Here is a 26,203-nt window from a genome sequence, read left to right on the forward strand (position 1 = left end):
TTAGTTAAGGACGGGGATTTCTATGAGTAGATTGTTACTAACCTCTTGTGGTTTTTATACTGAAGATATTAAAAATCAATTTTTGGAGTTTATTGATGGAGATATTTCTAAATTAAGAGTCTCAATTATTACAACAGCATCCCCTTCAAAAGAAACTAATAGATATGCACAAAGAGCATTGCAAGAGTTTAAGGACATGGGATTTCAGCATATCCATTTTGTAGATATTGAATTTGATGATCCACAAATTCTCCTACATAGCGATGTTATATATATCAATGGTGGAAATCCATATACATTATTGTATTACGCTAAGAAAAGTGGTGCTGATGAAATTATCAGAACACTGGCCGCACAGAATGTAATTATCGTTGGAGTAAGTGCAGGAACGCTATTATTGGGACCGAATATTAAGTTAGTGGATTGCTTTACTCCACAGATGAACACAATGAATTTAACGGATTTGAAGGCATTAGGAGTAACCGACAAGCTTATTTTTCCTCACTATGATCGAGATGACCTATTTAAAGATAGTACTAATAAAACAATTGAAGAGAGAATAGTAGAATTTGAAGCCAATGAGAACTGTAAGGTGACAAGGCTTAAAGATGAAGAATATATCTCAATCTTAATAAAATAAGAACATTGAAAGTCGTAAATTCAATATAAGTAGCTCGAAGGAGCCCATTGTTTAGGAGGAGTCTACATGATATTAGAAAAAGTTATAAATAGAATTGCAATACAAAGTGAATATAAGGATTTGGTTGATAAGTATGTGGATCATATCCTTAACGAATTCAAAGATAAGATTCATAGCATTTATATGTGTGGCTCGATTCCCAAAGGAACCGCTCAACCTTTTAAGTCAGATGCAGACTTTACTATTGTATGTGCAAATCCCGAAGATATTGATTACGAAAGATTGTCCATTATGAAAGACAGGCTTTTGGAAGAATATCCATTCGTCACTAAGATGGATACGATCATTTGCTCGATTGATGATGTATTAAGTAGACCAAATGATTGGGGGTTTTGGATTAAGATCATTTGTGTTTGCCTACATGGGGAGGACATTGGTGAAAAAGTACCCCCGATCATAATTTCTCCAGAATTCATTGTAGACTTGAATACAGATACCAAGGATGAAGTAGATCGTGTACGTCGTTCACTTTCTAATGTTAGTGATCACTCATTGAAAACTAGATATATTAAAGGTTACTCTAAAAGATTAATTCGTGCATTATACTCTTTGATTTTAGAAGATACAGGGATATGGGAAGATGAAATCTTTAAGATGAAGGATGCCATAATAAACTATTGCTCGATTGACGGCGCTTTAGTTGAGTATCTGTATGCTTGTTACTTGGATAGCGATGTATCTGTTAAAGAGTTTCTGGAAATTGCAGATGAAGTATATAGCTACTTTGAGAACGCCTTAAATACAATGGCTGCTTCCAGGGCTTCCTCGGGTTAACAACATTTTGACGATATTGGTCACTCTGAGAGGCGATTTCGTCGTATAACATAATATTCAAGCAGCGGCTCCTCACGGAGCCTTGGTCTGCTATATATATATTGAAAGCGCTTTATAAAAACCATTCAACTAATGTTGAACGTTATGAATACAGGAACGTTAGTAAAATAATGGTTAGTGAGAGGAGAATGAAATGCATATTAGAGGAGTAATTCTTGAGGGGTACTCAAATGCCGGGAAGACTTCAGTATTAAAAGCGATTAAACGATATCAATCACAAGAAGAAACCTCAGAACGGAGCGTAGTTATTCTTGGAGAACATTATTCTCAAATTTTGAATAATAAACATGGAGAATATGTGAGTCTAACGCGAGAAGAACACATTGAGTTACTTAAAGAGCGGGTTGAAATGTTAAAGAAACTTAACGATTGGGCAATTCAACTTGGTCCTGCATCTAGAGCATCTAGGGGACTATTTTATGTGCTGGAGAGATTTCACTTAAATCATAGAGCTGCATTTGCAGATTCGGATGTGGATGAGATCAATAAAATAGAAGAACAGCTCGAGTCTTTAAACGCCAAGTGTATTTTGCTTACAATCTCGCCCGAAGTCGTAGAAGAAAGAATCAAAAGCAGACAACCCGAAGAATGGATCTATAAAACAGAAGAAGAAGTAAGATCGTCGGTAAATGAATTATTAAAAGTCCAAAATGTATTAAGACATCAAGCTCAAATCTCAAGAGTGCCAACACAAGAAATCAATACAGACGGTAAGGATTGGGATGAGTATGTAAGGGTAATCATGGAGGGCAACGACATTGCCTAACTGAATGTTCAAGCATCGTCGCTAGTGCTCCGCACAAAACGTAAAACTAAACCAGAAGGAGTGATCATTTGATTATTATGATTAATGGGAACATTATCGTAAACATTCGTTTTTTGCGGGGGGGATCTCAAGGATGCGTATAAAGTCAATAATTATTGAAGAATACAACAATGAATGGCCTGTAATGTTTTTTGATCTGAAATCTATCTTAGAACATAAACTCGGGGATCTAGTACTTAGAATCGAGCACGTTGGTAGTACTGCAGTACCTGGACTAGCGGCAAAACCTATTTTAGATATTGATGTGGTAATTGATTCTATGGCTTTGCTCCCAGATGTAATTCAAGGATTAGAAAGTTTAGGTTACGATCATGAAGGAAATTTGGGCGTTGAGAACAGAGAAGCTTTTGCAAGGAAAGATGCAAATGTTCCCTATAGTATAGTGAAAATAAAGAAACCTGAACATCATCTATATGTTTGTAATAAAGAGAGCAAAGAGTTATTAAAACATATTTCATTCAGAGATGCATTAATTAGCAATTCCGAATTTGTAGTCGAATATGCCAATCTAAAGCAAGAACTTGCTATTAAATATAGAGAAAATCGTCAGTCTTATACGGCTGGGAAGACCGAATTTGTAAATAAAGTACTTAATGAATGTGGAAAGAATTTGTAGGTAGTTCATGGGTCATGGTTATAAAAAACACTTTGCATTTGCCCTGGATCATTTATAAGAAGTTCAAAGAAATCGGTATAAGGCGATACATTCAACGGGCTAAGTCTATCGACCTATTTAAGCCGCTTGACGCTTGAACCTCAGGAAATGCACAAACATTAGATGAAAACCCGATGAATTATGAGGAGGCATTTCATTGAAGTATTCTACAGTTGTTTTAGATTTGGACGGTACATTTTTAAATTCTAAAAACCAAGTCTCTGAAAGAAACTTTGAAGCCGTACTTTCCTGTTATCAGAGGGGGATGAGAATAATCTTTGCAACAGCACGCCCTCCTAGAGCTGTAAAGTTTTTTCTTCCTAAAGAGTTGTTGGATATTGGAGCGTTTGTGTATTATAACGGAGCACAAACAATATGTAATAAATCCAGGACCGAATTTTATGAATCAATTCCATCTGATTTAACTTCCGAAATCATCGATTATTGCTTACATCATTATCCGCAACTCGATCTGACAATGGAAGTAAAAGATGAATGGTTTGGCTTACGCCAATATGACTATACTACCACAATGAATGCAAGGTCTAACCCAATAGTTAAATCATTGAGAGAATTAAAACAATATGAAGCTACAAAGATATTGCTCTCAGGCAAACATCAGATTCCAGGACTTATTTCTAAGTTTGGACAGCAAGTAAATATACTGATTACGGATAAAAATCAACTGATTCAAATAATGCCACTTCAAGCATCGAAAGAGTTAGCAATTACTAGACTTTGCAATATATACAATGAAGAACTGGATTCATTGATTGTATTTGGTGATGATCACAATGATGTAGGATTGTTCAAGTCAGCTGCATATGCAATAGCAATGGGGAATGCAGTAGTTGAATTGAAAGATATTGCAGATGAAATAACAGAAACTAATGATAACGATGGAGTAGCAATAATCTTAGAAGGATTGTGTGGGAAACAGAAACTCTAGGTTTCATCATCTAACACAACATTCGCATTCAAGCCATTGGGCTCTTGATCTGGCAGAAATATATTGAAGATGAATGATATATATATACATCTATTCCCCTAAGATAAGAGCTATCTAAGTCGGCTTGGGTCGTGAATGCAGGAATGTTAGATGAAATCAGTACAAGAATAAAAAAACATGGTATCTTGTAGTCAATACATTACATCATATTAACAAAGGAGATCTGAAAATGAGAAAACTCGTTTTATTTCTGCACGCTTCACTTGATGGGTTTGTAGAAGGACCGAACGGTGAAATGGACATTGGCTGGGTTTCCTACGATGCTGATTTGGAGAAACACGCGCAAGAAGTTTTGAGTACTGCTGACACAGTCCTTTGGGGACGTGGAACTTATCAGATGATGCATAGTTACTGGCCATCTGTGTCTTCAGACCCATCAGCTTCGCAGTATGAACGGAATCATGCCGAGTGGATCGAAAAGACAGCCAAAATCGTATTTTCCACAACGCTGGAGAAAGTGGAATGGAACAATTCCAGACTGGTGAAAGAAGATGTCGAGGAAGAGATTAGGAACCTCAAACAGCAGCCAGGCAAGGATATGGTAATCCTCGGCAGTCCAAGGTTTGCGCATCACATGATGGGTCTTGATCTAATCGATGAGTACAAAATCACAGTGTCTCCTGTCCTGATCGGTAGCGGGTTGCCATTGTTTCAAGGACTCCAAGAGAAGACCAATCTTAAACTTATTGAAAATAAAACTTTCAAGTCGGGAGCCATTGGTCTCTGCTACCAGACGGTTAGATGACTAGCCTCGTAAAGTAGTTTGCATCACCCAATCAGTCAACGGGACTTACTAACAGACCGATAGTTAAAAATGCAGTTTTAATCTAGTGATGCGTCGTGAATGCGCAACGTTATGCAAAAGGCCAAGAAACGTATCAACCATGAAAATCAAAGGACGAAAGTAATGAATAAGAAGACATATCTTGTAAATATAGCTTATCTAATTGACTTAACTGACGATGAATATAAAGAAATCGATGGGGATTTGACTCCTGTACTAGAGAACGAAATTACAATAAGGAAAGATCTGAAATTACAATGGGAGAGTAGTTCCTCTGTGTATCTCGATCCAGAAGTAATGAATTGCGGAAGGTGTGCAAAATGTAATTCATGGGCAACGGATAGAGAGAAACCAAATCATATGGATGAACTTAATAATGGAGCAGTTATTGAAGGGCAATTACTTTGTGATGAGTGTTTGCCAGAGGAGCATCGCTGGGCTTTTTAAATCATGGATAATGTTAGTAATTCGCAGAAGTCCATCTACAACAGAAAATCATGGAAAGGATGATTAATGTTGTCATATATTTTTGGTGACAGGATAACACTTAGAGATTATCAAAATGAAGACTTAGAACATATTCGAGGATGGGTAAACGATCCGGATATTACCCATACCTTATCTGATCAATTTTTATATCCTCATTCGAGGAATGAGACGGAGTCCTTTTTTAGAACAATGGTTGAAGGTAAGTCGAGTAATAGAAGTTTTATTATAGCGTTTAGAGAATCACTCGAATATTTGGGTCAAATAGATCTATATAGGATAGATTGGAAGAATCGATTTGCATATTTGGCTATCGTTATAGGGAAAAAAGATCAATTGGGAAAAGGTTATGGTAGTGAAGCAATAAAAGTACTACAGAAATTTGTCTTCGAGGAATTAAACTTAAATAGGTTAGAGCTTGAGGTATACGAATATAACGAGAGAGCATATAAAAGTTATGTTAAATGTGGGTTTAAGGAAGAAGGGAGATCTAGAAATAAGATATATAAGAAAGGTAAATATTGGGATGTTATTTGTATGAGTATTTTAAAAGATGAATTTGATAGGAGGAATTAGAATGAAATTTATCGTGTCTGCAAGTGTAATCGTTCTCAATGAACATAATGAGATTTTACTCATGAAAGGTCGAAGAGGCTGGGAAATGCCTTAAGGTTGTGTTGAAGAAGGAGAGACTATTAGGCAGGCAGCAGTTCGCGAAGTGAAAGAGGAGACAGGGATTGAAATTGAATTAATTAAATTTTGTGGGTTGTATCAGAACATAACGCGTGGCGTATGCAACAATATATTTACTGGAAAACCGATTGGTGGAGCTTTAACTACGAGTGATGAAAGTGAAGAGGTGGGTTACTTTACTTTAGAAGAAGCTGGGCAAATGATAACATGGGGAAATTTCTATGACAGAATTCATAATGCATTAGATGAGAAAAGCCATCCATTTTTGATTGAATTTTCAGAATAAGGGCATCCATAAGATCTCAATACATTAAACGTATCGGGTTTGCTCCCTCGGTCCGGCAATAGAAAAGGAGAATCATTTTGCTCGGTAATGAAATACTTTCTCAATCAGCTAATTCATTTGGATTTGATACTAATTCGTTAAAGTTCGTAAGCAATTCTTGTAATGAAGTATACAGGTTTAATAGAGGGGATAAGGAATATTTTTTACGTTTATCAGAAAAACCAGTTGAATTTGAACTTAATATTAAGGCAGAAGTCCATTGGGTACGGTATTTAGTTGAAAGAGGCATTCATGCATCATTGCCAATCCAGACTTTTGAAGGTGAATTAACTGCTGTATGTAAGCACTATGAAAAGTGCTATATTGCGACTGTGTTCGAGGGAGCCCCTGGCATTTTTTTCGATAGCAATCCAGAATTATGGGGACCAAGCTTGTTTAAAACATGGGGCGAAACAATGGGGGCAATGCATCGGTTGACCAAATCTTATGATCCTGGCGATTTGAAATACAAAAGGATGGAATGGGATGTAGCGGAAATAAACAATCCACATTTACATTTTGGTAATTATCAAGTACTCCTCAACAAACTCAGAACAATTGAAACAGAAATGAAAAATCTGCCTAAGGGCAAAGAATCATATGGTCTGATTCATTATGATTTTCATCCTTATAATTTTCTTATCGATCAAGGAGAAATAACTGTTTTTGATTTTGATGATTCGTTGTATGGATGGTTTGCACTTGATATTGGAATCGCCGCTACTCACGCTGTTTGGTGGGGTTCTCATTTCAAGGCTTGGAGATCGAAAGATGAATTTGCAAAGCATTTCTTAAATGAGTTTCTAGAAGGTTATATCAAACAGAATAACATAGAGCAAGAATGGATCCAGAGGATCCCTTTGTTTATGGAATATAGAAATATTAGTTCCTTCTTTTGGTGGCTTACCAATTGGGATGGGAATGAAGAGAATCTTAATGATAGTCAAAAGAATGCTATTATTGAAACGGTAAACCGTATTGAAAGTGGCAAACCTCTTGATGGATGTGACATTCAATTATAGGTTGTGAGGGCTGACGTAAAGACTCACCTTAAACTCGCTCCTTTCTTGGTCGGTGATGTTTTAGATAAACACCATTTGACCCAAGATCGGGGCTACTGCGATATAAGATAAGGAGGTAATACATGAATATGAATATCTTCATTATTGAGGATGACCTTCTTCTCCTGGAAGCACTTCGAGAAGCGTTAAGTCAGTGGTCATATGAAGTAAGTTACCCAAGTGATTTTTCTCATGTGATGGATTCCTTTGTTGATCATTCGCCACACTTAGTGATTATTGATATACAGCTTCCCAAGTTTGACGGTTTTCATTGGTGTAGAGAAATACGTGCCGTGTCCAAAGTTCCGATTATCTTTCTTTCATCCAGAGATCATCCGACAGATATGGTGATGGCCATGAACCTAGGGGCGGACGATTACGTTCAGAAGCCTTTTCATATGGATGTACTTCTAGCCAAGGTTCAGGCTATTCTTCGTCGAGCGTATACGTATGAAGAAGTGTCCTCCGATGTAATGGAATGGAACCAAGCAATTATTGATTTGAAAAGTTGTGAAATACATAAGGATGGGAAGACGATTGGCCTGACAAGAAATGAGTTTTTTATTCTTTCGATTCTAGTAAGGTCCAATAATAAGATCATCTCACGTCATGAACTGATGAAAAGGCTCTGGGATGATGATCAATATGTGAATGACAATACACTCACTGCCAACATCACAAGATTACGGCAACAGCTCGCTTCTCTCCATTTAGCCGAAGGGATTGTAACTAAAAAAGGTCTGGGGTATATGGCCGTTACGCTTTAGGAGGTTTCTCATTGTTCATCGCTTATCTTGTTTATAAAAAAAGTTGGATCGGCTTAATTGGGTTACTGCTGCTGCTCACCAATGCTTTGATACAATTTGACGCCGGTATAGATGTGGAGCCGCATTCACTTATCTATTTGAATACGTTGTTTCTAACCATCTGTATTGTTTTTTTGATCTGGAGATATAAGAAGGAAACAGCCTACTATAAGTCTTTACATACCCTTACTAACGATGTGGGAGATGACTGGTTTGAAAACATTCCCCAACCCCAAAGTCGTTTTCCTGACGAGGTGATGTATACCTTTCTGCAAAATATTCATGAGCATGATCTGAACAAACGTCGTGCGGATCAGTTAACCCAACGAATGGAACATGATGACCTTTCCTCATGGGTTCATGAAGTGAAAACGCCGCTTACCGCAATGAAGATTATCCTTGATGGCCACCGTTCTAATGAGTTAGCACAAAGGTTAAATTCACCCTGGTTGAGAATGCATTTATTGATCGACCGGCAGCTATATATTTCACGATTAGCTAACTTGGACTCAGACTTGCTCCCGGACAAGTTGAAAGTGCAAGATTTGATAAGAGAAGAGGTGCGTGAGCTATCCACATGGTGTATGGAAAAAAATATAACCATCGAGGTTATGGGGAATACCGGTGCTGCCGTGTATACGGATAAAAAGTGGTGCGGATTTGTGATGAGGCAGCTTTTAACAAATGCGATTAAATACAGTCCAACCGATGGAAAAGTATCTATCCATATTGATTTCCAAGATAATAAATATGTCACTGTCTCCGTTAAAGATGAAGGGCCCGGCATTCAAGTACATGACCTGCCACGTATATTTGATAAAGGCTTTACTGGAGAAAATGGAAGGGTTCAGCACACAGCCACCGGTATGGGGCTCTATCTTGCCAGAGAAATAAGCAAGAAGTTACGCATTCGACTTGAGGTTGCTACGACTGTTGGCGAAGGTACATCGATTGGGATGGTATTCTCTAGTGACAATCCATTCGAACGAATTAGACGATCACCGATTTAATAAGCAATGAAGCAGTTAGGAGATGTAAACCTGACTGCTTTTTATTTTGGCAAAGTGACAAAAATATCACATTAGATCTTATTTTATCACCTAAAGCTTACGACCAAGAGACACAAAAGAATTACACTGTGTATAGAACAACTGGATTGGAGTGTAATGGAATGAAAGATCAGATCACACCGAAGACCGTTTTACTTGCTGAGGGACTACGTAAATCATATGGTTCAAAAGGAAATGCCCAACAGGTGTTACAAGGCATCAACCTTCGCGTGACAGAAGGAGAGTTTGTTGGCATTATGGGACCATCTGGCTCAGGCAAAACCACGCTTCTCAATACATTGGCTACTATTGACCGTCCCACGGATGGCGAAATTTTCATACAAGCGTACGAGATTTCCAAAATGAAGGACAGACAGCTTTCAGATATTCGTCGTCAGCATTTAGGTTTTATCTTTCAGGATTACAATTTGCTTGATACGTTAACGGTCAAAGAAAATATATTACTGCCGGTGTCTTTAACCAAAATCAGTAAAATGGAAGCTGAACATGACTTTAATGAGATTGCAGAGATTTTAGGCATTAAGGAATTAGCGGATAAGTATCCTACTGAAATCTCAGGCGGTCAAAAGCAGCGTACCTCTGCGGCACGAGCGTTGATTCATTCGCCTTCGCTTGTTTTTGCGGATGAGCCTACCGGTGCTCTGGATTCCAAAGCAGCCTCTAATCTATTAGAGAATTTACATGAGATCAACCAGTTACGGCAGGTGACCATTGTTATGGTTACACATGACCCGCTGGCATCAAGCTATTGTAGCCGGGTCGTTTTTCTGAAGGATGGCAAGGTTTTTGCTGAATTGTACCGGGGAGAGAAAACGAGAGAATCTTTCTTCAAAGACATTCTGGATATGCAGGCTGTTCTGGGAGGGGGTAGCCCGAAATGAACATACGGAAACTGGTGATGCGCAGCATGCGGAAAAACATCAAGATGTATTATCTTTATTTTTTTGCGATGATTTTCAGCATCAGCTTGTATTTTATTTTTTCTACTCTGCAAAATGATCAAACCGTTATGGAAACCGTTCAAACCAGTGTAAACTTCTCAACGGCTTTTCAGATCGCAGGCATACTGCTTATCCTCATCACCATTGTTTTTACGATGTATACGACACATATCTTTATCAGAAGGCGAAGTCAAGAAATTGGATTGTATCAGTTCATTGGCTTGTCCAAGGCTTGGGTCGCTCGAGTACTCATCTTGGAGCACACTATACTTGGCCTAGGAGCTCTCTTGATCGGAACATTCGTTGGAACTATGCTCTCACGACTCTTTCTCTTGCTATTAATGAACCTGTTGGGGCTAGATGCCAAGTTTGGCTTAACCTTCTCAGGCCAGGCTCTTATTCAAACGATTGCTGTATTTACCTGCTTGCTGGCGGTTACAACCTTACAAAACATATGGACAGTATATCGCAGTACATTGTTGCAATTGTTTCAGGCTAATCATCAAAATGAAAGTTTTGTCAAACGTCCAAGCAGTGTGTCAGCCATTTTAGGGGGAGCCGGAATAGGTCTGATCGGGTTTGGTTATTATGTGTCCACCTTTATTGGATACAATGCAGATGCGCTAATTTTGATAATGTTAATTGTTCTCGTCAGTACCATACTTGGAACCTATTTGGTCTTCCATACAACCATAAGCTGGATATTCTATGTCTATCGGAAAAGGCAGAAGGGGAACCTGGGCTTAATGAATAGCCTTTCGGTAGCATCTCTAATGCACAGAATGAAAGGTCACGCCAATTCATTAACGTTAATCACAATCTTGTCAGCGATGACCATTACGATGATTTCCCTGTCCTATTCCTTATATTATTCCATGGAAAAGGATGTAAGATTGGCGATGCCTTTTGATTTTGCAATGGAAAATATGCCGGAGGAAGCCGCTGTGATCACAAATAAGTTAGAAGATGCGCAGATTGAATTTGAGTCTCATCAAGTACATGCCATTCGATTTGATGGCGCATGGGTGGATCAGAATCAGAATTCAAAACCGAGCCATCGTAACAGACCATTTTTGCTTTTCTCAGCAGAGCAGATGGCACAGGTTGGATTAGATCTGGAACGTCCCCAAGACGGTGAAGCCATCTATCATAGCAAGCGAGCCATTTTAGAAGGAATGGAGATTTCATCTCCCTGGGAAGTACAGTACGCATCAAATGATGAAACCAATCTGCTACCTGTCTCCAAGTCTGAGCTTAATAATGTGATGAATTACATCCTTCATGGCGACCAATTAGTTGTCTCTGAAGATACCTTCGCGCGAATGAGAGACAGCATTCAGGAGAATGAGTCCAAAGAATTAGTAACATTTGAGGTGTTTAACGTATTGGATACGGAGAAAACAGATATCGCGTCGAATATCTTTCGAACGAGCGTAGACAGTGATCTGTTACTCAGGGACTTTTATTCAACATACGAGGGATCACGTCAAAACTTCGGGCTGCTCATTTTTATTGCTGGATTTTTAGGTTTGGTATTTATCCTTTCAACAGGAAGTATTTTGTACTTTAAACAAATGACCGAGGCCGAGCAAGAGAAACCTCAGTACAGAACATTGCGACAACTCGGTTTTCAAATCGACGACATCATGAAAGGCATCATCCGTAAACAGCTCTTTGTTTATTTGATCCCTCTGGTCATTGGGCTAACTCATGCTGCTTTTGCCTTGAAGGTGGGTACTATACTTATTGCTGCAAGCATGCTTAACCCAATCCTCCTCAGTATGGCAGCGTATATCGTCATCTATTTAGTGTTTATGATTGTTACGATTCGGTATTATGAAAATATGGTTATCCATGCTCTATAGAAAGGAAGAGATTGATGAAAAAAAGAATTCTTATTTCATGTTTCGTTGCTATTGTTATGATTACTGGTCTCTATTTCTTCATGCGTGAGCCATTTGATCGTTTTAATCCAATGATGAAAGAGGAATATGTATATGTTAAGGTCCAAGCTGAACCTGTAGATGATGACGGCAGATATAAGTATAAGGAGCAGGGGGTCACCGAAAGTGGTGAGATGAAACTAGTGGTATTCAGCACTAGTACCAGACTCAATCAAGGTACACTTTTAAAAGTGCTCGCCAAAGGTACCTATACAGCAGACTATAAGTTTATCAAAGAGCTTGAAATGCCATCGAATTTGAACTGAGTTTGGAACTCTTCGTATCAGGTGAAATGGTTAAGGGTACAGATATGAGAGAAGTTCAATAGAAGAAGCAGCCTGATAATAAAGGTTGCTTCTTTTTCGCTTTTACACTTCGCAAATGGAACATTGTGGGTTATATTGGATATGATTTGGTTCTATAGTAGGAAATTGGAGGTACTCAACTTTGGATGAAAATATACGTTTTCCGATAGGACACTTTGAGCCAAGTCTTAACTTCTCTAATGAGGACCGAATTCACATTATAGGTCAAATTCCCGGAATTACGAAGACCTTAAAAGAGATTACACAACATCTCAATGATGATCAACTCTGTACTCCTTATCGTGAAGGCGGTTGGACAATCACACAGATTGTGCACCACCTTGCGGACAATGATATGAACGCTTATATCAGGTTCAAGAGAGCATTAACTGAAGAGGAACCGATGGCAAGCTCGTATCGAGAGGATTTATGGGCATCATTACATGATTACAAGAGTATGCCCATCGAAGAATCAATTTTGCTGATGGAGATACTGCACAAGCGATTTCTCGCTCTACTGTATGGTTTACATCGGGATCAGTTTAGACGAAAACTCGGAACAGAAGTGTTAGGTACAATTACACTGGATATCGCGATTCAAAGATTTGTATGGCACGGGCAGCATCATATTGCTCAAATTAAATCTTGTATAACATCGCAAGGGTGGTAGGGTCTTATACATATCTCAAGTGTGGAGGTAATATATGGGGAATGGAAGGATTCTGGGCATAGCATATAATGTAATTCCAGTGAAAGACCTTGATGTATCAGCCGCTTGGTTTGTAAAACATTTTGCATTTAACATTCGCCACCAACGCGAAGGATATTTGAGTTTATTTCGGGGGAGTCGCCCAATATTGGATTTGATCCAAAGCGATCATGAAACACGAGCGACATTTGAAGTGCATCAGAAAAAGAGATGGGTCATTACATTTTTCACTGATGACATCGGTTCTTTACATAACTATCTAACATCAGAGAATGTGAAAGTAGGGGCTATTAGTGATGAGGGACACTATGGGAAGTTTTTTGTGTTAGAAGATCTGGACGGCAACTTATTTGATGTGTGGGAACACCATGATTGTGAATTGAATTTTTAATGAGGAACTTTGGTCAGCTGCTATCATTAACCGAGGGATTTGGGGGATACGAATGTTGATTGAAGACGAGAAAATATATCCTGACTGTTCAGTTGAAATAAGAATAGTAGAAGTTGGCGGCTTAACAAAGCCACAGCTTATTCAGAAACTGGACCAACACTCTATTTTATTGAATAAATATGGAGAACAGTTGTTACATGATGAGAGATTTATAGTTTCGAGTGTAAAGCAAAGCTTGCAAACGGTTGAGTTGACCGTCAGACAACTTGGATTTTCGGAGGGTGCTACAACTCTCCAGTTATTTCGAATAGCAAATGAACTTGGATTGGAATCTTGTCCGGTTGAGTTAGGACCTTATCTAAGACTGCAATATTTGGATCAGTCCGAGATAGGTTCTACCAACATTTCAGAGGAGAAAAAGGCTCCGTCTGGCTCCCTTACCATAGCCTCTGAAGCCCTTACGGAGGATATAGATTTTCCAAAAGGTTTTTATCTCAGACGAATAAACGACAAGTTATGGTTACGAGGATATCTTGCGGACCATTTGCATATTTGGAGTCCTCATGATCGCTTTATCTTCTGCAGGGCTTAGCTTCTATTGTGTGAAGATCGAAAGGTATTTTGAAAGAAAAGGAGTGAAAGACCAATGGATATCAAAAACAAAAGCGGAGATGTGCTTGGAAAAATTCAAATTGAATCCTTACGCAAAGATCGTGCGATTGACCGGATCGTCATTGACTTAAAGCCTGGTGAGGGGAAGGCGATTTATACCGCAGATGCTTCAGAGAACCAATTCACGCAACAGACCAATTATGCAGCCATTCCATGGGAAGACGGGTTGGAACAATTGCAGAAACTTTATTCTCCATGGCAGCCGAAATTTCCGATTGATTCTGATATCGATGCCATTCATGTATTTTATGGATTTGATAATCTAACTCCGCAAGAAATTGAAGAAATGGTTGAGGAAAGTAACAGGTCGGGCACCAATGTAGTGATACGAGATTTGAAACCCAATAAGAGGGTTGTGGGCATCAGCATCACGTATCAAGAATACGGTGGTTATACACTTAATATTTTCGGGACTACAAAGAGCCGAATCGCATTGCCTGATCATGGTGGTGCTACGGTTAAACAAGCAGCCATACGTGGCGTCCAAGCATTTTTTATTGTCAATAACGAAACTTCCCAATTGATATGGATCGAAGAGGATGTGCAGGGGAAGGCATTACAATACGAGATCAATGGAAGAAATATGTCAGAAGATCTTGTGATGAAGATTGCGAAATCAATGAACGGATAAATTTTATATTATTTTGAATGAGGTGAAGTGATGAGTTACAAAGCTATTCTCATAGACCAAATGAACGCCTGTTATCATGACAAGAGCTGGTTTATTCCGCTTCATGATATGTTGACAGACCTCAATGCGGCGGAGGCCACTTATTCAATGAATGAGGGAGAGCATTCCATTTGGGCGATCGTCAATCATCTTATTTTCTGGAATGAGAGGTGGCTTGAGAGATATATTGCCGAACAGGTCGACGGGCAGCATTCAGTGAATAATGAGGATACATTTGACATAGATCCGTCTAACCTGAACGATGCGGAGTGGCGCAAGACATTACATAGACTGAAAACCGTCTTTGGTGATTGGAACAGGGCACTCGAAGATAGCGAAGAACATAAACTGACACGTGAAATCCCTTCCTATTTTAACGCGCCATGGTGGGGAGTTGTATCGAATCTATGTATTCATAATGCCTATCATATTGGTCAGATCATGCTGCTCAAAAAATCAATGAAACACACGTAATACACGCTGTATTACATTTATAAAATTATACTTAAGCAAAGGAAGGTGACTATCATGGAAAAAGGCAAAATTATATTTTTGAACGGTGTAACCAGCTCTGGTAAAACTTCAATTGTAGAGGCGATGCAATCATACGATGATCCGTTTTTCTATGTTGTCGCTAATGATCTTTTTGAAAATACGATCGGTGATAAACATCTTCAGACGGATTACTGGAAGTATCTGAGTGAAGCGATTGTAATGATGTATCATACGGCAAAAGTATTCTCAGACCATGGCAAGCATGTTCTGATCGATGGCATACTTGTGGAAAGACCGGAGCTCGCGCCGCATTATGAACAAGTCAAACAGATATTTGAAGGCTATCCACTGGATATTGTGGAGTTATATTGCCCCCTCGACATCTGCCGTCAGCGGAACATTGAACGTGGGGATCGCAGAGAAGAGCAATCGGATGAGCAGCATCAGATCATGGCCAAAAACATTAACTACAGGTACTCCATTGATACAAGTATGAACACACCGGAAGAATGTGCAGAGAAGATTATTGCAGCGTTGTTCAAGTCCCATCATGAACCATTGAAAAATATGTAAAGATGCTATTACAAGGCTGTAGTGGAATCGATACGGGTGAAATGAGGAATCACAATGGAATTACAAACAAAAAAGACTATAGTTAATGATTTAAAGTCAATGGGGATAAGGGAGGGTATGACGATAATTGTGCATTCCTCCTTTAAAGCAATTGGTAATGTTATAGGCGGACCGGTAAGTGTTATTTTAGCTTTGGAAGAAGCTGTTGGAACCAATGGAACCGTTGTCATGCCGACTCAATCAGAACATCTTTGTGAACCTTCAGAGCATGACGCGAAGCTGTCCTCAGAGGAGGTTGATTTCATCAAAGACAATATGCCTACTTATTATCCTGATCTAACACCAACCTCGTATATGGGTATCATTCCTGAGGTGTTTCGGAAGCAAAATGGTGTGTTACGAAGCTCACATCCGCACATGTCTTTTGCTGCCCGCGGGAATGAGGCAAAACAGATAACGGAAAATCATAACTTGCATTATGCATTAAATGAGGAATCACCGTTAGGAAAAATCTATAATTTGAGTGGACATATTCTGTTACTTGGTGCACCTACAAATAGTAACACTTCTTTGCACCTGGCCGAGTATAAACAGCAGAATACATTTGTTAAGCCAAAAGTCTGGGGAGTAAAAATGCTGTTGAATGGAATTGAACAATGGACTACATACGATGATATTAACAATGAATCAGATGATTTTGAATTGATTTTTAATGAGTTTAAGATCCAGACTAATGCTGTTACCGAAGGAATGGTAGGGAAAGCTGTGAGTTATTTGATACCCCAGAGAGAAATGGTTGATTATGCTTTGGGATGGATGAATCGGAACCGAAGAGAACCTATAGAGTAATGAATCATTTCAAAGAGAAAGAAGGGGGAAATGTAATCATGACCAAAGAGATTGAACTTTTGCTTCAAACTTTTGAAGAATGGACGCTCTTTGTCAGAACGTTGACTAATCTTGAAGAAAAGATCTGGAATTCCAGCTTGGAAGAAGGGAAGTGGACGATAAAATCAATCGTAAGTCATATCATGTTATGGGATCAATATTTTTACAAGGAAGCGATTGAGAAGATTGCTCTGAGGCAGCCTGTTATGTTGAAACATCTGGATTTTGATGAGTTTAATCGCAAAGCTATTGAGTACGGGAAACGCACAGAGACATCCGAAATCGTAAATAAGGCTATCACGTACCGCTATAAAATTATGAATGACATTCGAGGGTTATCGGAGGAACAGCTTCATCAGACGTATTTGGATGCAGAGGGTAACGTATTTTATATTCCCCAATATCTTAAAGATTTTATATGGCATGACCAGCATCATATGGAACCGTTGAAAAAGTATCTTACCAGCCTTGAAGCGTAAAGGATTTAGCAAGCGGTGGCGGCATGGAATACAGCATGTGGCGTGCTTTGAATATAATATGTATCCCAAACCAGGGAGGGACATGATGACCATTTATAAGATTGAATTAACTCAGGGAAATCTAATCGGTTCATTTACCGATGAGGTAACTCCCATGTTGAGCGTGAAATCTGGGGATTCCATTCGGTTTCAGACACTGGATGCGGGCTGGGGAACGGGTGTGAGTTATGCGGAACGCATGAAACCTTTTGATCGACAAGGTGAAAAAGATGGAGGGCATGCATTAATCGGTCCGATCTATATCGATGATGCCAAGAAAGGACAGACGTTGGAGATTGTTTTCAATGAGATTGTACCCGGTCAATACGGGTTTACTTCCGCCGGCGGATATCCGAACTGGCAGAACCAGAAATTACATCTAACAGAGGTTGAAGAACTGTCGCTGAACTGGACACTTGATCGCCACACGATGAGTGGAACCTGTGAAATAAATGGGAAACCCTTCACGGTATCTCTCTCACCGTTCATGGGAGTCGTGGGCATGCCACCAGAGTCAAAAGGAATTCATACGACTTGGCCGCCTCGTTATAGTGGAGGGAACATCGACTGCAAGGAACTGGTGCAGGGAAGCAAATTATACTTACCTATCCCCGTAGACGGAGGTTATCTCGCGATTGGTGATGGTCATGCACGCCAGGGAGATGGTGAAGTCAGCTGTCAGGCGATTGAATGTCCAATGGAACTTGTGGATATCACCATCAACGTAATTGATAATCTAGCTCTGACCAATCCTCGTGCACATACGCCATCCGGCTGGATTACCTTCGGTTTTCATGAAGATCTGAATGAGGCTACCGTTCAAGCATTAGACGGCATGTTAAATCTGATGGGTGAGTTGTACGGACTAGATCGAGTGGGAGCGATTGCACTTGGAAGCGCGGTAATCGACCTGCGTATCACGCAAATTGTGAATGGCGTGAAGGGTGTGCATGCTGTCCTTCCCCATGATGCTTTTCAATAACTTGAAGTCTGTTATACGTCGTATTAGATGAACTTGGGAGTCGATAAAATGAGAGGCAGACCACAGATCGTTCTAGATATCGCAGGTGTTTTGTTAAGTAATATGTCATTGACGTGCTGGAAAGATATGATTCAGGAAACCAACCTATCGGCAGAATCCCTGAAAGTACATTTTACAGGAATCAAGCGACAGCTCTGGACAGGAATAATGCGAGAAGAAGAGTTCTGGCAATCGTTGAAGGAGGCGTATCCCGAATTATCAATAAGCCGAGCGAAGGAGATCTTGTATAGCTCAATTGTTCCTTTACCAGCGGCTCGATACCTTGAGCGATGGAGTGAGTTTGCCGATATCCATCTGCTCAGCAATCATTGTAAGGAGTGGATTGAGCCGAATCTTAGCCGTTTAAGCTCATTCACCACAAGTGTAACCATCTCTAATCAAGTGGGTTTATGCAAACCTGAGATTGAGATATACCAACGGGTCCAAACCTTCCTGGCAGCTGGAGAAGAGGTTCTATTTGTAGATGATCAAGAGAAAAATTTACATTCGGCTAAGCTACTTGGTTGGAAGACTCTACTGGCTGACGAAGAAGGAGATTGGGTTAATGAAGTTGAGTCATTGCTAATCTAGGAGGAACAGGATGCAATTTCCACTTCTGCATAGGAATTAAGAAGCTTAGCCTTCGAAAAAATAGAATTTAATATCCCATCTGGAGCCCTATGCAATAAAATTCAATTTTATAGCATAGGGTTTTAATATTAACCTCCTTTAAATGTTTTAATATCCTTAAATTGTAATTATATTAACCTTAATAATCAAATTAAACTAAATAATAACATAAATAGTATTGACCATAGGCTTTTCCCAATACTATAATGAAATGGGTTTCATGAAAGCCGTTTCATTATCACTCAGACAACTTAGTAAGCGCTTTCTATTTGAAGCGTGCTTGCAGGTTTTCAAGTTCCCGATTCATCTTTATCTAACTTTAAGGGGGAGTGTGTGTAAGATGAAGTTTATGAGACAGAAGCGGTTTACCTTTTTGGTGATGCTTACCTTGGTGGTAACCGTAATCGCTGGCTGTAGCGGTGGAGCGGGTACACCAGCTGAGGTTGTTAACAAGTCGCCAGCAGAAGAAAACAAGCAAGTCGCAGCTGAGCCTGCTGAAGAGAAGCAGGAGCCGGCCGTCGATCTGAAGGGCAGAGCTGTTCGAATATCCAATTGGTGGGATGCGGCTCCCAAAGGAGACTCGGAGGCAGATGAACGTGCCCGTGAACGAATCCAAAATGTAGAGAAGAAATACAACGTCAAAATCTCTTATCTAAATACAGACTATGGAGCAACGTCAGAGAAAATATCTTCATCCGTGATGGCGAATGAGCCTTTTGCTGAAATTGTGCGTGTGCCTGACGGTAATATCTGGGGGTTGATGCAAGGCGGATTTCTGACACCGCTGGATGACTATTTGAAGGATACGAAAATCCAGCCGGATGTCATTGATTCCATGCGGTTTGGCAGTGATAACGTATTTGGTTTGACAGGGTGGTATACCCCGAATGACAGCGGCATGTTTTATAACAAACGTCTGTTTAAAGAAGCTGGATTGAAGGACCCGCAACAGCTAATGGAAGAGGATAACTGGAACTGGGATACGATGCTGGAAGCGGCCAAGAAGCTGACCGTAGACAAAAACGGGGATGGCAAGATGGATCAGTATGGTCTGTCAGGTGCGTATTATGTGCTGCATGAAATGCTCATCGGAAGCAATGGCGGCAAGATGTACGATGAGGCAACGCAGAAGGCAGCGTTTGACTCACCCGCATCTTTGGAAGCGCTTAACTTTCTGTACAGCCTGTATAACGATCACAAAATCGTGAAGGCTAACGCAGGCAATGACTGGGAGGACCCGTCCAAATATTTCTCAGAGGGCAACATTGCGATGTATCCTGGCGGTTTATGGGAAGTGGAAGGGCGCATTCTTGACAAGTTAAAGGATGACTGGGGGTATATATACATGCCTAAAGGGCCCAAAGCATCTACCTATCTCGATACGGTAAATAGCACAGAGAGCTTTGTAATCCCCAAAGGTGTTAAGGATGCAGACGTCATTGTGAAAATTTGGGAGGAGCTTCAGGACTTCGATAACTGGCAGGAGAATCATCGTCTATGGTTGGAGAACATTTTGCCAGATGAAGCTTCTATTGCGAATGCCATGAATGACAACGGAGAGGTTGAACGGGTTTATGGCGCACGTGCCGGGGGATTGGGTGTGAAGGAAGCTCTTGGCAGTGTAACTGAAAAGTTTGTGAAAGGTGAGGTTACACCATCCACAGGCGTTGCACAGATTATTGGACCTGCACAGGCTGGCATTCAGAAGGTGTTAAAGGGAGAGAAAAGCAAGTAAGGCGTAAGCAAAGCAGGATCATTTACTTGAGGGAGGCAGCCCATGTTAAAAAAAATGATGATCAGCAAAATCATGTTGTTTGTTTTGTTTGCCGCATTCATTACTCTTTTGTCTGCATGCACGGGTACAAGTGAGAAGCCAGCCGAGCCGGTTGCTCAGCCAGCTGAAGTCGAGACGAGCACAACACCAGCGAAGGAAGAAGAAGTGGAGGAGGCTGAGCCAGCCCCGGACCTTAACGGACGTGTCATTCGAATCTCTCACTGGTGGGATGCGACACCAAAAGGTGATTCGGAATCCGATGAGCTTGCGCGGGAACGGATCAAAATGGTGGAAGAAAAGTATAACGTGAAGATCAAATATCTGAACACAGAATACTGGTCCACTTCTGAAAAGCTGTCTTCCTCCGTGCTCGCTAACGAGCCTTTTGCGGAGATTGTCCGAATTCCGGATGGATTCATCTGGGGACTCATGCATGGCGGGTTTCTGACACCGCTGGACGAATATCTCAAGGATACACGGGTAGAGCAGGATGTTATTGATTCGATGCGCTTTGGGGGTGACAAAATCTATGGCCTGGAGAGCTGGTATTCGCCAAATGATAGCGGCATGTTCTATAACAAACGGATTTTTAAGGAAGCTGGATTGAAGGATCCTCAGCAATTGATGGATGAGGATAACTGGAACTGGAATTCGATGCTGGACGCGGCAAAAAAGCTGACCGTAGACAACAATGGTGATGGCAAAATGGATCAATACGGCCTCGCTGGCGCGCATTATGTGCTGTCCGAGATGCTGATCGCGAGTAATGGCGGCAAGTTATATGATGAGCAGACGGGTAAAGTCACGTTTAATTCACCGGAAGCTATGGAAGCGCTTAACTTTCTGCACAGCTTGTACACGGAGCATAAAGTAGTTAAAGCGAATGGAGGAAACGACTGGGAAGATCCCGCCAAATATTTTGGGGAGGGCACGATTGCGATGTATCCAGGCGGGCTCTGGGAGATTGAAGGCCGCATTCTCGATAAGCTCAAGGATGAGTGGGGTTATGTGTATATGCCAAAAGGTCCACAAGCCCAGTCTTACCATGAACCTTTTGGTCAGACCGCAGCTTATGTCATTCCAAAAGGGGTGAAGGATGCAGATGTCATCGTAAAGATTTGGGAAGATCTGCAGGACTTCGATAACTGGCAGGACAATCGCAGACTCTCCCTAGAAAATATTTTGCCGGATGAAACGTCCATTGCCAATGCCATGAACGATGATGGCAAAGTGCAGCGTTTGTTTGGCGGACGCTTCGGTGGTCTGGGTATCAAGGATCAACTGGATAGCGTGACTGAGAAGTTTGTTAAAGGTGAGATTACGCCTTCCACGGGTGTTGCTCAAGTGATCTCCAAAGCTGAGGCTGCGGTGAAAAAAGTGTTAAGTGGAGAGCAGGAAAAGAAAAAATAACGCTTGGTAGTTAAACAGCAATAGGGCGGCCTGATGATTGTTTTCGAGTGGGGTTAGTCGAAGCACAATATACGGGCCGCACCTCATTGCTTTCACGAAAGTCATCTAAAGGGGGGCATTGGGTGAAGTTCACATTATCCCGAGTGACGATCGTTGTCGTCACACTAATGCTCGTCGTGGTGTATGCGATATCCAGTTCCGGTGCGAGTGGCAATGCCAAGACCGGAAGTCGATCATCAGATCCGAGTCGTGTCATGCCGATATCTGAATCTGCTGCTGAGGATAGCTATGATATGTATCTGAAGCAATTTCAGAACGAGAAGCGGCCTGCGAGGGACATTGTCATCCATGGGGCTGATTACTCAGCTGCCGAAGGCATGAACCCGCAGATGATCACGGAGCTTGGCGGCGAGGTAGGCGAGTTCATAAGGACAGAGGAAAGTGGATCGGTGGAGTGGAAAGTGAATGTTCCTGAATCAGGAATGTATCATATGTCATTACGCTATTACCCAATTCAAGGGAAAAGCTCTGCTATCGAACGGGAATTGTGGATTGATGGAAAGCTGCCGTTCAGCAGTGCTCGTAACATGAGCTTTCACCGGGTATGGGTCAACGAAAAACCGGAAATCGAACAGGACAACAGAGGCAATGACCTACGTCCGCGCCAGGTTGAAGAGCCAATGTGGCAGGAGTCGATCCTGAGAGATAAAGAAGGCTATTATGAAGAGCCTTATCAGTTTTATTTTTCAGAGGGGAATCATTCCATCAAGTTGGTCTCTACACGTGAGCCGGTGGTGATTGATACCATCAAACTGCATCATTACGAAGCTCCGCCATCCTATGCAGAACTCAAGCAGGAGTATGAGACTAAAGGATACAAGGAAACAACCGGGCATTTGATCAAGGTTCAAGGGGAGAAGGCTTCATATAAGTCATCGCCGACACTATATCCCATCACAGATCGCTCCAGTACATCGACAGAGCCGTATGATGTTTCCAAGATCAGAATGAACACGATTGGTGGAAACAACTGGCGGGTGCCAGGACAATGGATTGCATGGGAGATGGATGTACCAGAAGACGGTTTATACAAGATAGCGATCAAGGGCCGACAAGAACTGCTGAGAGGCATATATTCAACTCGCTCATTGCAGATTGATGACAAGGTTCCTTTCCAGGAAATGATGCAAATTCCTTTTTTCTATGACGCCGATTGGCAGATGAATGTGTTGGGCAATGAAGAAGAGCCTTATTTGTTTTATTTAACGAAGGGACAACACGAACTGCAGCTTGAGGTCAGTCTCGGGGCCATCGCACCGCTAATTCGTCAGGTTGAAGCCAGTGTGCTCGAGATCAATGCGATGTATCGAAAAATTCTGATGATCACGGGCAATGTACCGGACCCGTATCGTGATTATCAATTAGACAAACAGATTCCGGATATGGTGGATGTGTTTCGGGAACAGAGTGATATTTTAACTGCAGTCTCTGAAGAGTTAATTCGTTTGACAGGGGAGAAAAGCGACAAAACAGCCATTTTAAATAAAACCGCCTATCAGCTTGCTGATCTGGCCGATAAACCCGAAACCGTTCAGAAGCGGCTTGGTCAATTCAAAATCAATGTCGGCAGCGTCGGCTCCTGGCTTCTTGAAGTGCGTGAGCAGCCGCTTGAGATTGACTATCTACTGCTTGCCTCACCTGGTGAGAAACTGCCCAAAGCGAATGGGTCTGTGTTCAGTAAAACAGGACATGAGGTGTCATCCTTCCTTCATTCCTTTTTCGAAGATTATGACACCATTGGCAGCACCGCCGATGAAGACAAGTCGGTGACCGTCTGGATTGGAACGGGCCGCGACCAGGCACAGGTACTGAAAGCGATGATTGATGATACGTTTACACCGCTGACAGGCATTAGCGTTAATCTCAAGCTGGTTAATGCAGACGTGTTGCTTCGTGCCTCGCTTGCAGGAGAAGGTCCGGATGTAGCCATGCAGGTTGGCAATGATGTGCCGGTGAACTTCGGGATGCGACACGCGGCGGAGGATTTGTCCACATATCCAGGCTATAACGAGTTAATCAAGCAGTTCAGGGACAGTGCAATGGTTCCATATCAGTTTGAAGACCAGGTATTCGCGCTTCCGGAACAGCAGATTTTTAACATGTTATTTTATCGTAAAGATATTCTGGAGCAGCTTGATCTGGAGCCGCCGCAGACGTGGGATGACGTGTATGCCATGATCCCGGTGCTGCAGAAGCACAACATGGAGATGGCGCTGCCGTTGGCTCAGACAACTGGCGTACCCGTGTTGGAAGTTAATCGGGCGTATGCCATGCTGCTGTATCAGATGGGCGGCTCCTTCTACTTAGACAAGGGTGCCAGAAGTGGTATGGATACGGAGACTGGACTGGAGGCGTTCAAGGAATGGACGGATTTCTATACCAGTTACAAGCTGCCACTGACCTTTGATTTTCCCATGCGCTTCAGAACGGGGGAAATGCCTGTGGGCATCATGGACTATACCTTCTATAACTACTTGTCTGTATCTGCGCCAGAGATTAAAGGTCTGTGGGAATTCATCCCGGTTCCAGGCCTCAAGCAGCCCGATGGAAGCATCAAACGTGATGTGGCAAGCGGTGGTACGGCGACGGTGATGCTCAAGCAGTCGAAACATAAAGATGCGGCATGGGAATTCATGAAGTGGTGGGTAAGCAAGGATGCCCAGGTTCGCTTTGGACGGGAAATGGAAGGTCTGATGGGTGCTGCTGCGCGCTATCCAACGGCGAACATCGAAGCTTTACAGGAGCTGCCTTGGCCGATCCGTGATTATCGCAGTCTGGAAGAACAGTGGGAGTGGGTACAAGGGGTACCTGAGGTTCCCGGAGGTTACTTTACAGGTCGCCATCTGGATAACGCATTACGTGAGGTCGTCAATAACGGTACGAACTCAACCGATGCTTTATATGATTACGTTCAGGAAATTAATTACGAAATTCAGCAGAAACGAAAAGAGTTTAAATTGGACGGAATGCGCTAGGGAGGGACTCTTTTGCAGAAGGTAAACATCGTGACCGAACCCGGTTCTCAGCCCAAGCGCACGCCTGCCGGCATGCCGGGAAGATGGGAGCTCTTTGTCAGAGATATGAAGCGGGATAAACATCTTTATATTCTTTTATCGCCATATATGCTGTTATTTCTGCTATTCACCGTGTTTCCAGTCATCATTTCGATCTTTTTCAGTTTTACCAACTTCAACATGCTGGAGTTTCCGCAATGGGTCGGCTGGGAGAACTATTCCAAGCTGCTCTGGAATGATGATGTGTTCTTGATAGGTCTCAAAAATACGATTATTTTCTCAGTGGTTACTGGCCCGATCAGCTACATAGCCTGCTTTGTATTTGCGTGGCTCATCAATGAGCTGAATCCGAAGGTAAGAGCGTTTATGACACTAATATTTTTTGCGCCTTCAATTTCGGGCAATGTGTTTTTTATTTGGCAGATTATTTTCTCCGGGGACTCCTACGGCATTATGAACGGTTTTCTAATGAAAACGGGCATTCTGTATGAGCCGATCCTGTGGCTTCAGGATCCGAAATATATGCTTGCCATTATCATGCTTGTGCAGCTATGGCTTAGTCTGGGAACGAGCTTCCTTGCATTTATTGCCGGTCTGCAAACGATGGATCGTACGTTATATGAAGCGGGAGCCATCGATGGGGTGCAGAATCGCTGGCAGGAGCTGTGGTATATTACGCTTCCTTCGATGCGCCCTCAGCTGATGTTTGGCGCCGTTATTCAGATTACTGCATCTCTAGCGGTTGCCGAAGTGGCCACTGCACTCGCCGGTTTCCCGAGTGTGCAGTATGGGGCACATACGATTGTTACGCACTTAATGGATTACGGAACGATTCGTTTTGAAATGGGTTATGCATCGGCCATCGCAACGGTGCTGTTTGGTCTGATGCTGGGCTCCAACCTGCTTGTTCAAAAGCTTTTGAAGAGAGTGGGGGAATAGC

General features: G+C 41.6%; 28 protein-coding genes and 1 pseudogene. All 29 read left to right on the forward strand.

Going from position 1 to position 26,203, the window contains the following annotated elements:
* The first annotated feature begins 22 nt into the window (after positions 1-22).
* The 29 genes and pseudogenes from MKZ12_RS12025 to MKZ12_RS12165 all read left to right on the forward strand — a co-directional run bounded on the left by MKZ12_RS12025 (position 23) and on the right by MKZ12_RS12165 (position 26,202).
* Positions 23-640, forward strand: coding sequence for a Type 1 glutamine amidotransferase-like domain-containing protein (locus tag MKZ12_RS12025; protein ID WP_339260551.1), 618 nt, complete (start codon positions 23-25; stop codon positions 638-640).
* A 66-nt stretch (positions 641-706) separates the two neighbouring features.
* Positions 707-1,474: a nucleotidyltransferase domain-containing protein gene (locus MKZ12_RS12030; protein ID WP_339260552.1), complete on the forward strand. Its 768-nt coding sequence runs from the start codon at positions 707-709 to the stop codon at positions 1,472-1,474.
* Positions 1,475-1,667: 193 nt separating this feature from the next.
* The gene (locus MKZ12_RS12035; protein WP_339260554.1) at positions 1,668-2,300 is read left to right on the forward strand and encodes a hypothetical protein; all 633 of its coding nucleotides are present in this window, start codon (positions 1,668-1,670) and stop codon (positions 2,298-2,300) included.
* A gap of 133 nt (positions 2,301-2,433) precedes the next feature.
* Entirely contained in the window at positions 2,434-2,976 is a 543-nt protein-coding gene (locus MKZ12_RS12040) for a GrpB family protein (RefSeq protein ID WP_339260555.1), read from the forward strand.
* Positions 2,977-3,172: 196 nt separating this feature from the next.
* Positions 3,173-3,964, forward strand: coding sequence for an HAD family hydrolase (locus MKZ12_RS12045; protein WP_339260556.1), 792 nt, complete (start codon positions 3,173-3,175; stop codon positions 3,962-3,964).
* A gap of 229 nt (positions 3,965-4,193) precedes the next feature.
* A complete protein-coding gene (locus MKZ12_RS12050) occupies positions 4,194-4,769 on the forward strand; it encodes a dihydrofolate reductase family protein (protein WP_339260558.1) in 576 nt (191 codons plus the stop codon).
* 162 nt (positions 4,770-4,931) lie between these two features.
* Complete coding sequence (locus tag MKZ12_RS12055; RefSeq protein ID WP_339260559.1) at positions 4,932-5,255, forward strand: hypothetical protein; 324 nt, start codon at positions 4,932-4,934, stop codon at positions 5,253-5,255.
* Positions 5,256-5,324: 69 nt separating this feature from the next.
* Positions 5,325-5,870, forward strand: a complete 546-nt coding sequence (locus MKZ12_RS12060) for a GNAT family protein (protein WP_339261386.1) — start codon at positions 5,325-5,327, stop codon at positions 5,868-5,870.
* Between the two features lies 1 nt (position 5,871).
* Positions 5,872-6,273 (forward strand): annotated as a pseudogene (locus tag MKZ12_RS12065) (NUDIX hydrolase).
* A 77-nt stretch (positions 6,274-6,350) separates the two neighbouring features.
* Complete coding sequence (locus MKZ12_RS12070) at positions 6,351-7,334, forward strand: phosphotransferase (RefSeq protein ID WP_339260561.1); 984 nt, start codon at positions 6,351-6,353, stop codon at positions 7,332-7,334.
* 122 nt (positions 7,335-7,456) lie between these two features.
* The gene (locus MKZ12_RS12075) at positions 7,457-8,140 is read left to right on the forward strand and encodes a response regulator transcription factor (RefSeq protein ID WP_339260563.1); all 684 of its coding nucleotides are present in this window, start codon (positions 7,457-7,459) and stop codon (positions 8,138-8,140) included.
* Between the two features lie 11 nt (positions 8,141-8,151).
* Positions 8,152-9,189, forward strand: a complete 1,038-nt coding sequence (locus MKZ12_RS12080) for a sensor histidine kinase (RefSeq protein WP_339260565.1) — start codon at positions 8,152-8,154, stop codon at positions 9,187-9,189.
* A 161-nt stretch (positions 9,190-9,350) separates the two neighbouring features.
* Positions 9,351-10,130: an ABC transporter ATP-binding protein gene (locus MKZ12_RS12085; RefSeq protein WP_339260566.1), complete on the forward strand. Its 780-nt coding sequence runs from the start codon at positions 9,351-9,353 to the stop codon at positions 10,128-10,130.
* The gene (locus MKZ12_RS12090) at positions 10,127-12,055 is read left to right on the forward strand and encodes an ABC transporter permease (protein WP_339260567.1); all 1,929 of its coding nucleotides are present in this window, start codon (positions 10,127-10,129) and stop codon (positions 12,053-12,055) included. Before MKZ12_RS12085 ends, MKZ12_RS12090 begins: the two co-directional genes overlap by 4 nt.
* 14 nt (positions 12,056-12,069) lie before the next feature.
* A complete protein-coding gene (locus MKZ12_RS12095; protein WP_339260569.1) occupies positions 12,070-12,399 on the forward strand; it encodes a YxeA family protein in 330 nt (109 codons plus the stop codon).
* Between the two features lie 181 nt (positions 12,400-12,580).
* Complete coding sequence (locus MKZ12_RS12100; RefSeq protein WP_339260571.1) at positions 12,581-13,108, forward strand: YfiT family bacillithiol transferase; 528 nt, start codon at positions 12,581-12,583, stop codon at positions 13,106-13,108.
* Positions 13,109-13,142: 34 nt separating this feature from the next.
* The gene (locus tag MKZ12_RS12105; RefSeq protein WP_339260573.1) at positions 13,143-13,538 is read left to right on the forward strand and encodes a VOC family protein; all 396 of its coding nucleotides are present in this window, start codon (positions 13,143-13,145) and stop codon (positions 13,536-13,538) included.
* A gap of 52 nt (positions 13,539-13,590) precedes the next feature.
* Positions 13,591-14,130, forward strand: coding sequence for a helicase (locus MKZ12_RS12110; RefSeq protein ID WP_339260575.1), 540 nt, complete (start codon positions 13,591-13,593; stop codon positions 14,128-14,130).
* Positions 14,131-14,184: 54 nt separating this feature from the next.
* Positions 14,185-14,841: a DUF4367 domain-containing protein gene (locus tag MKZ12_RS12115; RefSeq protein ID WP_339241786.1), complete on the forward strand. Its 657-nt coding sequence runs from the start codon at positions 14,185-14,187 to the stop codon at positions 14,839-14,841.
* A 30-nt stretch (positions 14,842-14,871) separates the two neighbouring features.
* Complete coding sequence (locus tag MKZ12_RS12120) at positions 14,872-15,354, forward strand: DinB family protein (RefSeq protein ID WP_339260577.1); 483 nt, start codon at positions 14,872-14,874, stop codon at positions 15,352-15,354.
* A 54-nt stretch (positions 15,355-15,408) separates the two neighbouring features.
* Positions 15,409-15,948, forward strand: coding sequence for an AAA family ATPase (locus tag MKZ12_RS12125; protein ID WP_339260578.1), 540 nt, complete (start codon positions 15,409-15,411; stop codon positions 15,946-15,948).
* A gap of 54 nt (positions 15,949-16,002) precedes the next feature.
* Positions 16,003-16,797: an AAC(3) family N-acetyltransferase gene (locus tag MKZ12_RS12130; RefSeq protein WP_339241793.1), complete on the forward strand. Its 795-nt coding sequence runs from the start codon at positions 16,003-16,005 to the stop codon at positions 16,795-16,797.
* A gap of 38 nt (positions 16,798-16,835) precedes the next feature.
* Entirely contained in the window at positions 16,836-17,315 is a 480-nt protein-coding gene (locus MKZ12_RS12135; protein ID WP_339260580.1) for a DinB family protein, read from the forward strand.
* A gap of 82 nt (positions 17,316-17,397) precedes the next feature.
* Positions 17,398-18,336: an acetamidase/formamidase family protein gene (locus tag MKZ12_RS12140; RefSeq protein WP_339260581.1), complete on the forward strand. Its 939-nt coding sequence runs from the start codon at positions 17,398-17,400 to the stop codon at positions 18,334-18,336.
* 48 nt (positions 18,337-18,384) lie between these two features.
* Complete coding sequence (locus MKZ12_RS12145) at positions 18,385-18,966, forward strand: HAD-IA family hydrolase (RefSeq protein ID WP_339260582.1); 582 nt, start codon at positions 18,385-18,387, stop codon at positions 18,964-18,966.
* A 379-nt stretch (positions 18,967-19,345) separates the two neighbouring features.
* Positions 19,346-20,740 carry an extracellular solute-binding protein gene (locus MKZ12_RS12150; RefSeq protein ID WP_339260583.1) on the forward strand — a complete coding sequence of 465 codons (1,395 nt, stop codon included), beginning with the start codon at positions 19,346-19,348 and terminating at the stop codon, positions 20,738-20,740.
* A gap of 42 nt (positions 20,741-20,782) precedes the next feature.
* The gene (locus MKZ12_RS12155) at positions 20,783-22,189 is read left to right on the forward strand and encodes an extracellular solute-binding protein (RefSeq protein WP_339260585.1); all 1,407 of its coding nucleotides are present in this window, start codon (positions 20,783-20,785) and stop codon (positions 22,187-22,189) included.
* 122 nt (positions 22,190-22,311) lie between these two features.
* On the forward strand, positions 22,312-25,224 hold the full coding sequence (locus MKZ12_RS12160) for an extracellular solute-binding protein (RefSeq protein WP_339260586.1): 2,913 nt from the start codon (positions 22,312-22,314) through the stop codon (positions 25,222-25,224).
* 72 nt (positions 25,225-25,296) lie between these two features.
* Positions 25,297-26,202 carry a sugar ABC transporter permease gene (locus tag MKZ12_RS12165; protein WP_339261388.1) on the forward strand — a complete coding sequence of 302 codons (906 nt, stop codon included), beginning with the start codon at positions 25,297-25,299 and terminating at the stop codon, positions 26,200-26,202.
* Position 26,203: the final 1 nt, after the last annotated feature.

It is taken from the genome of Paenibacillus sp. FSL R5-0713, from assembly GCF_037973325.1.
In the GTDB taxonomy this organism is placed as follows: domain Bacteria; phylum Bacillota; class Bacilli; order Paenibacillales; family Paenibacillaceae; genus Paenibacillus.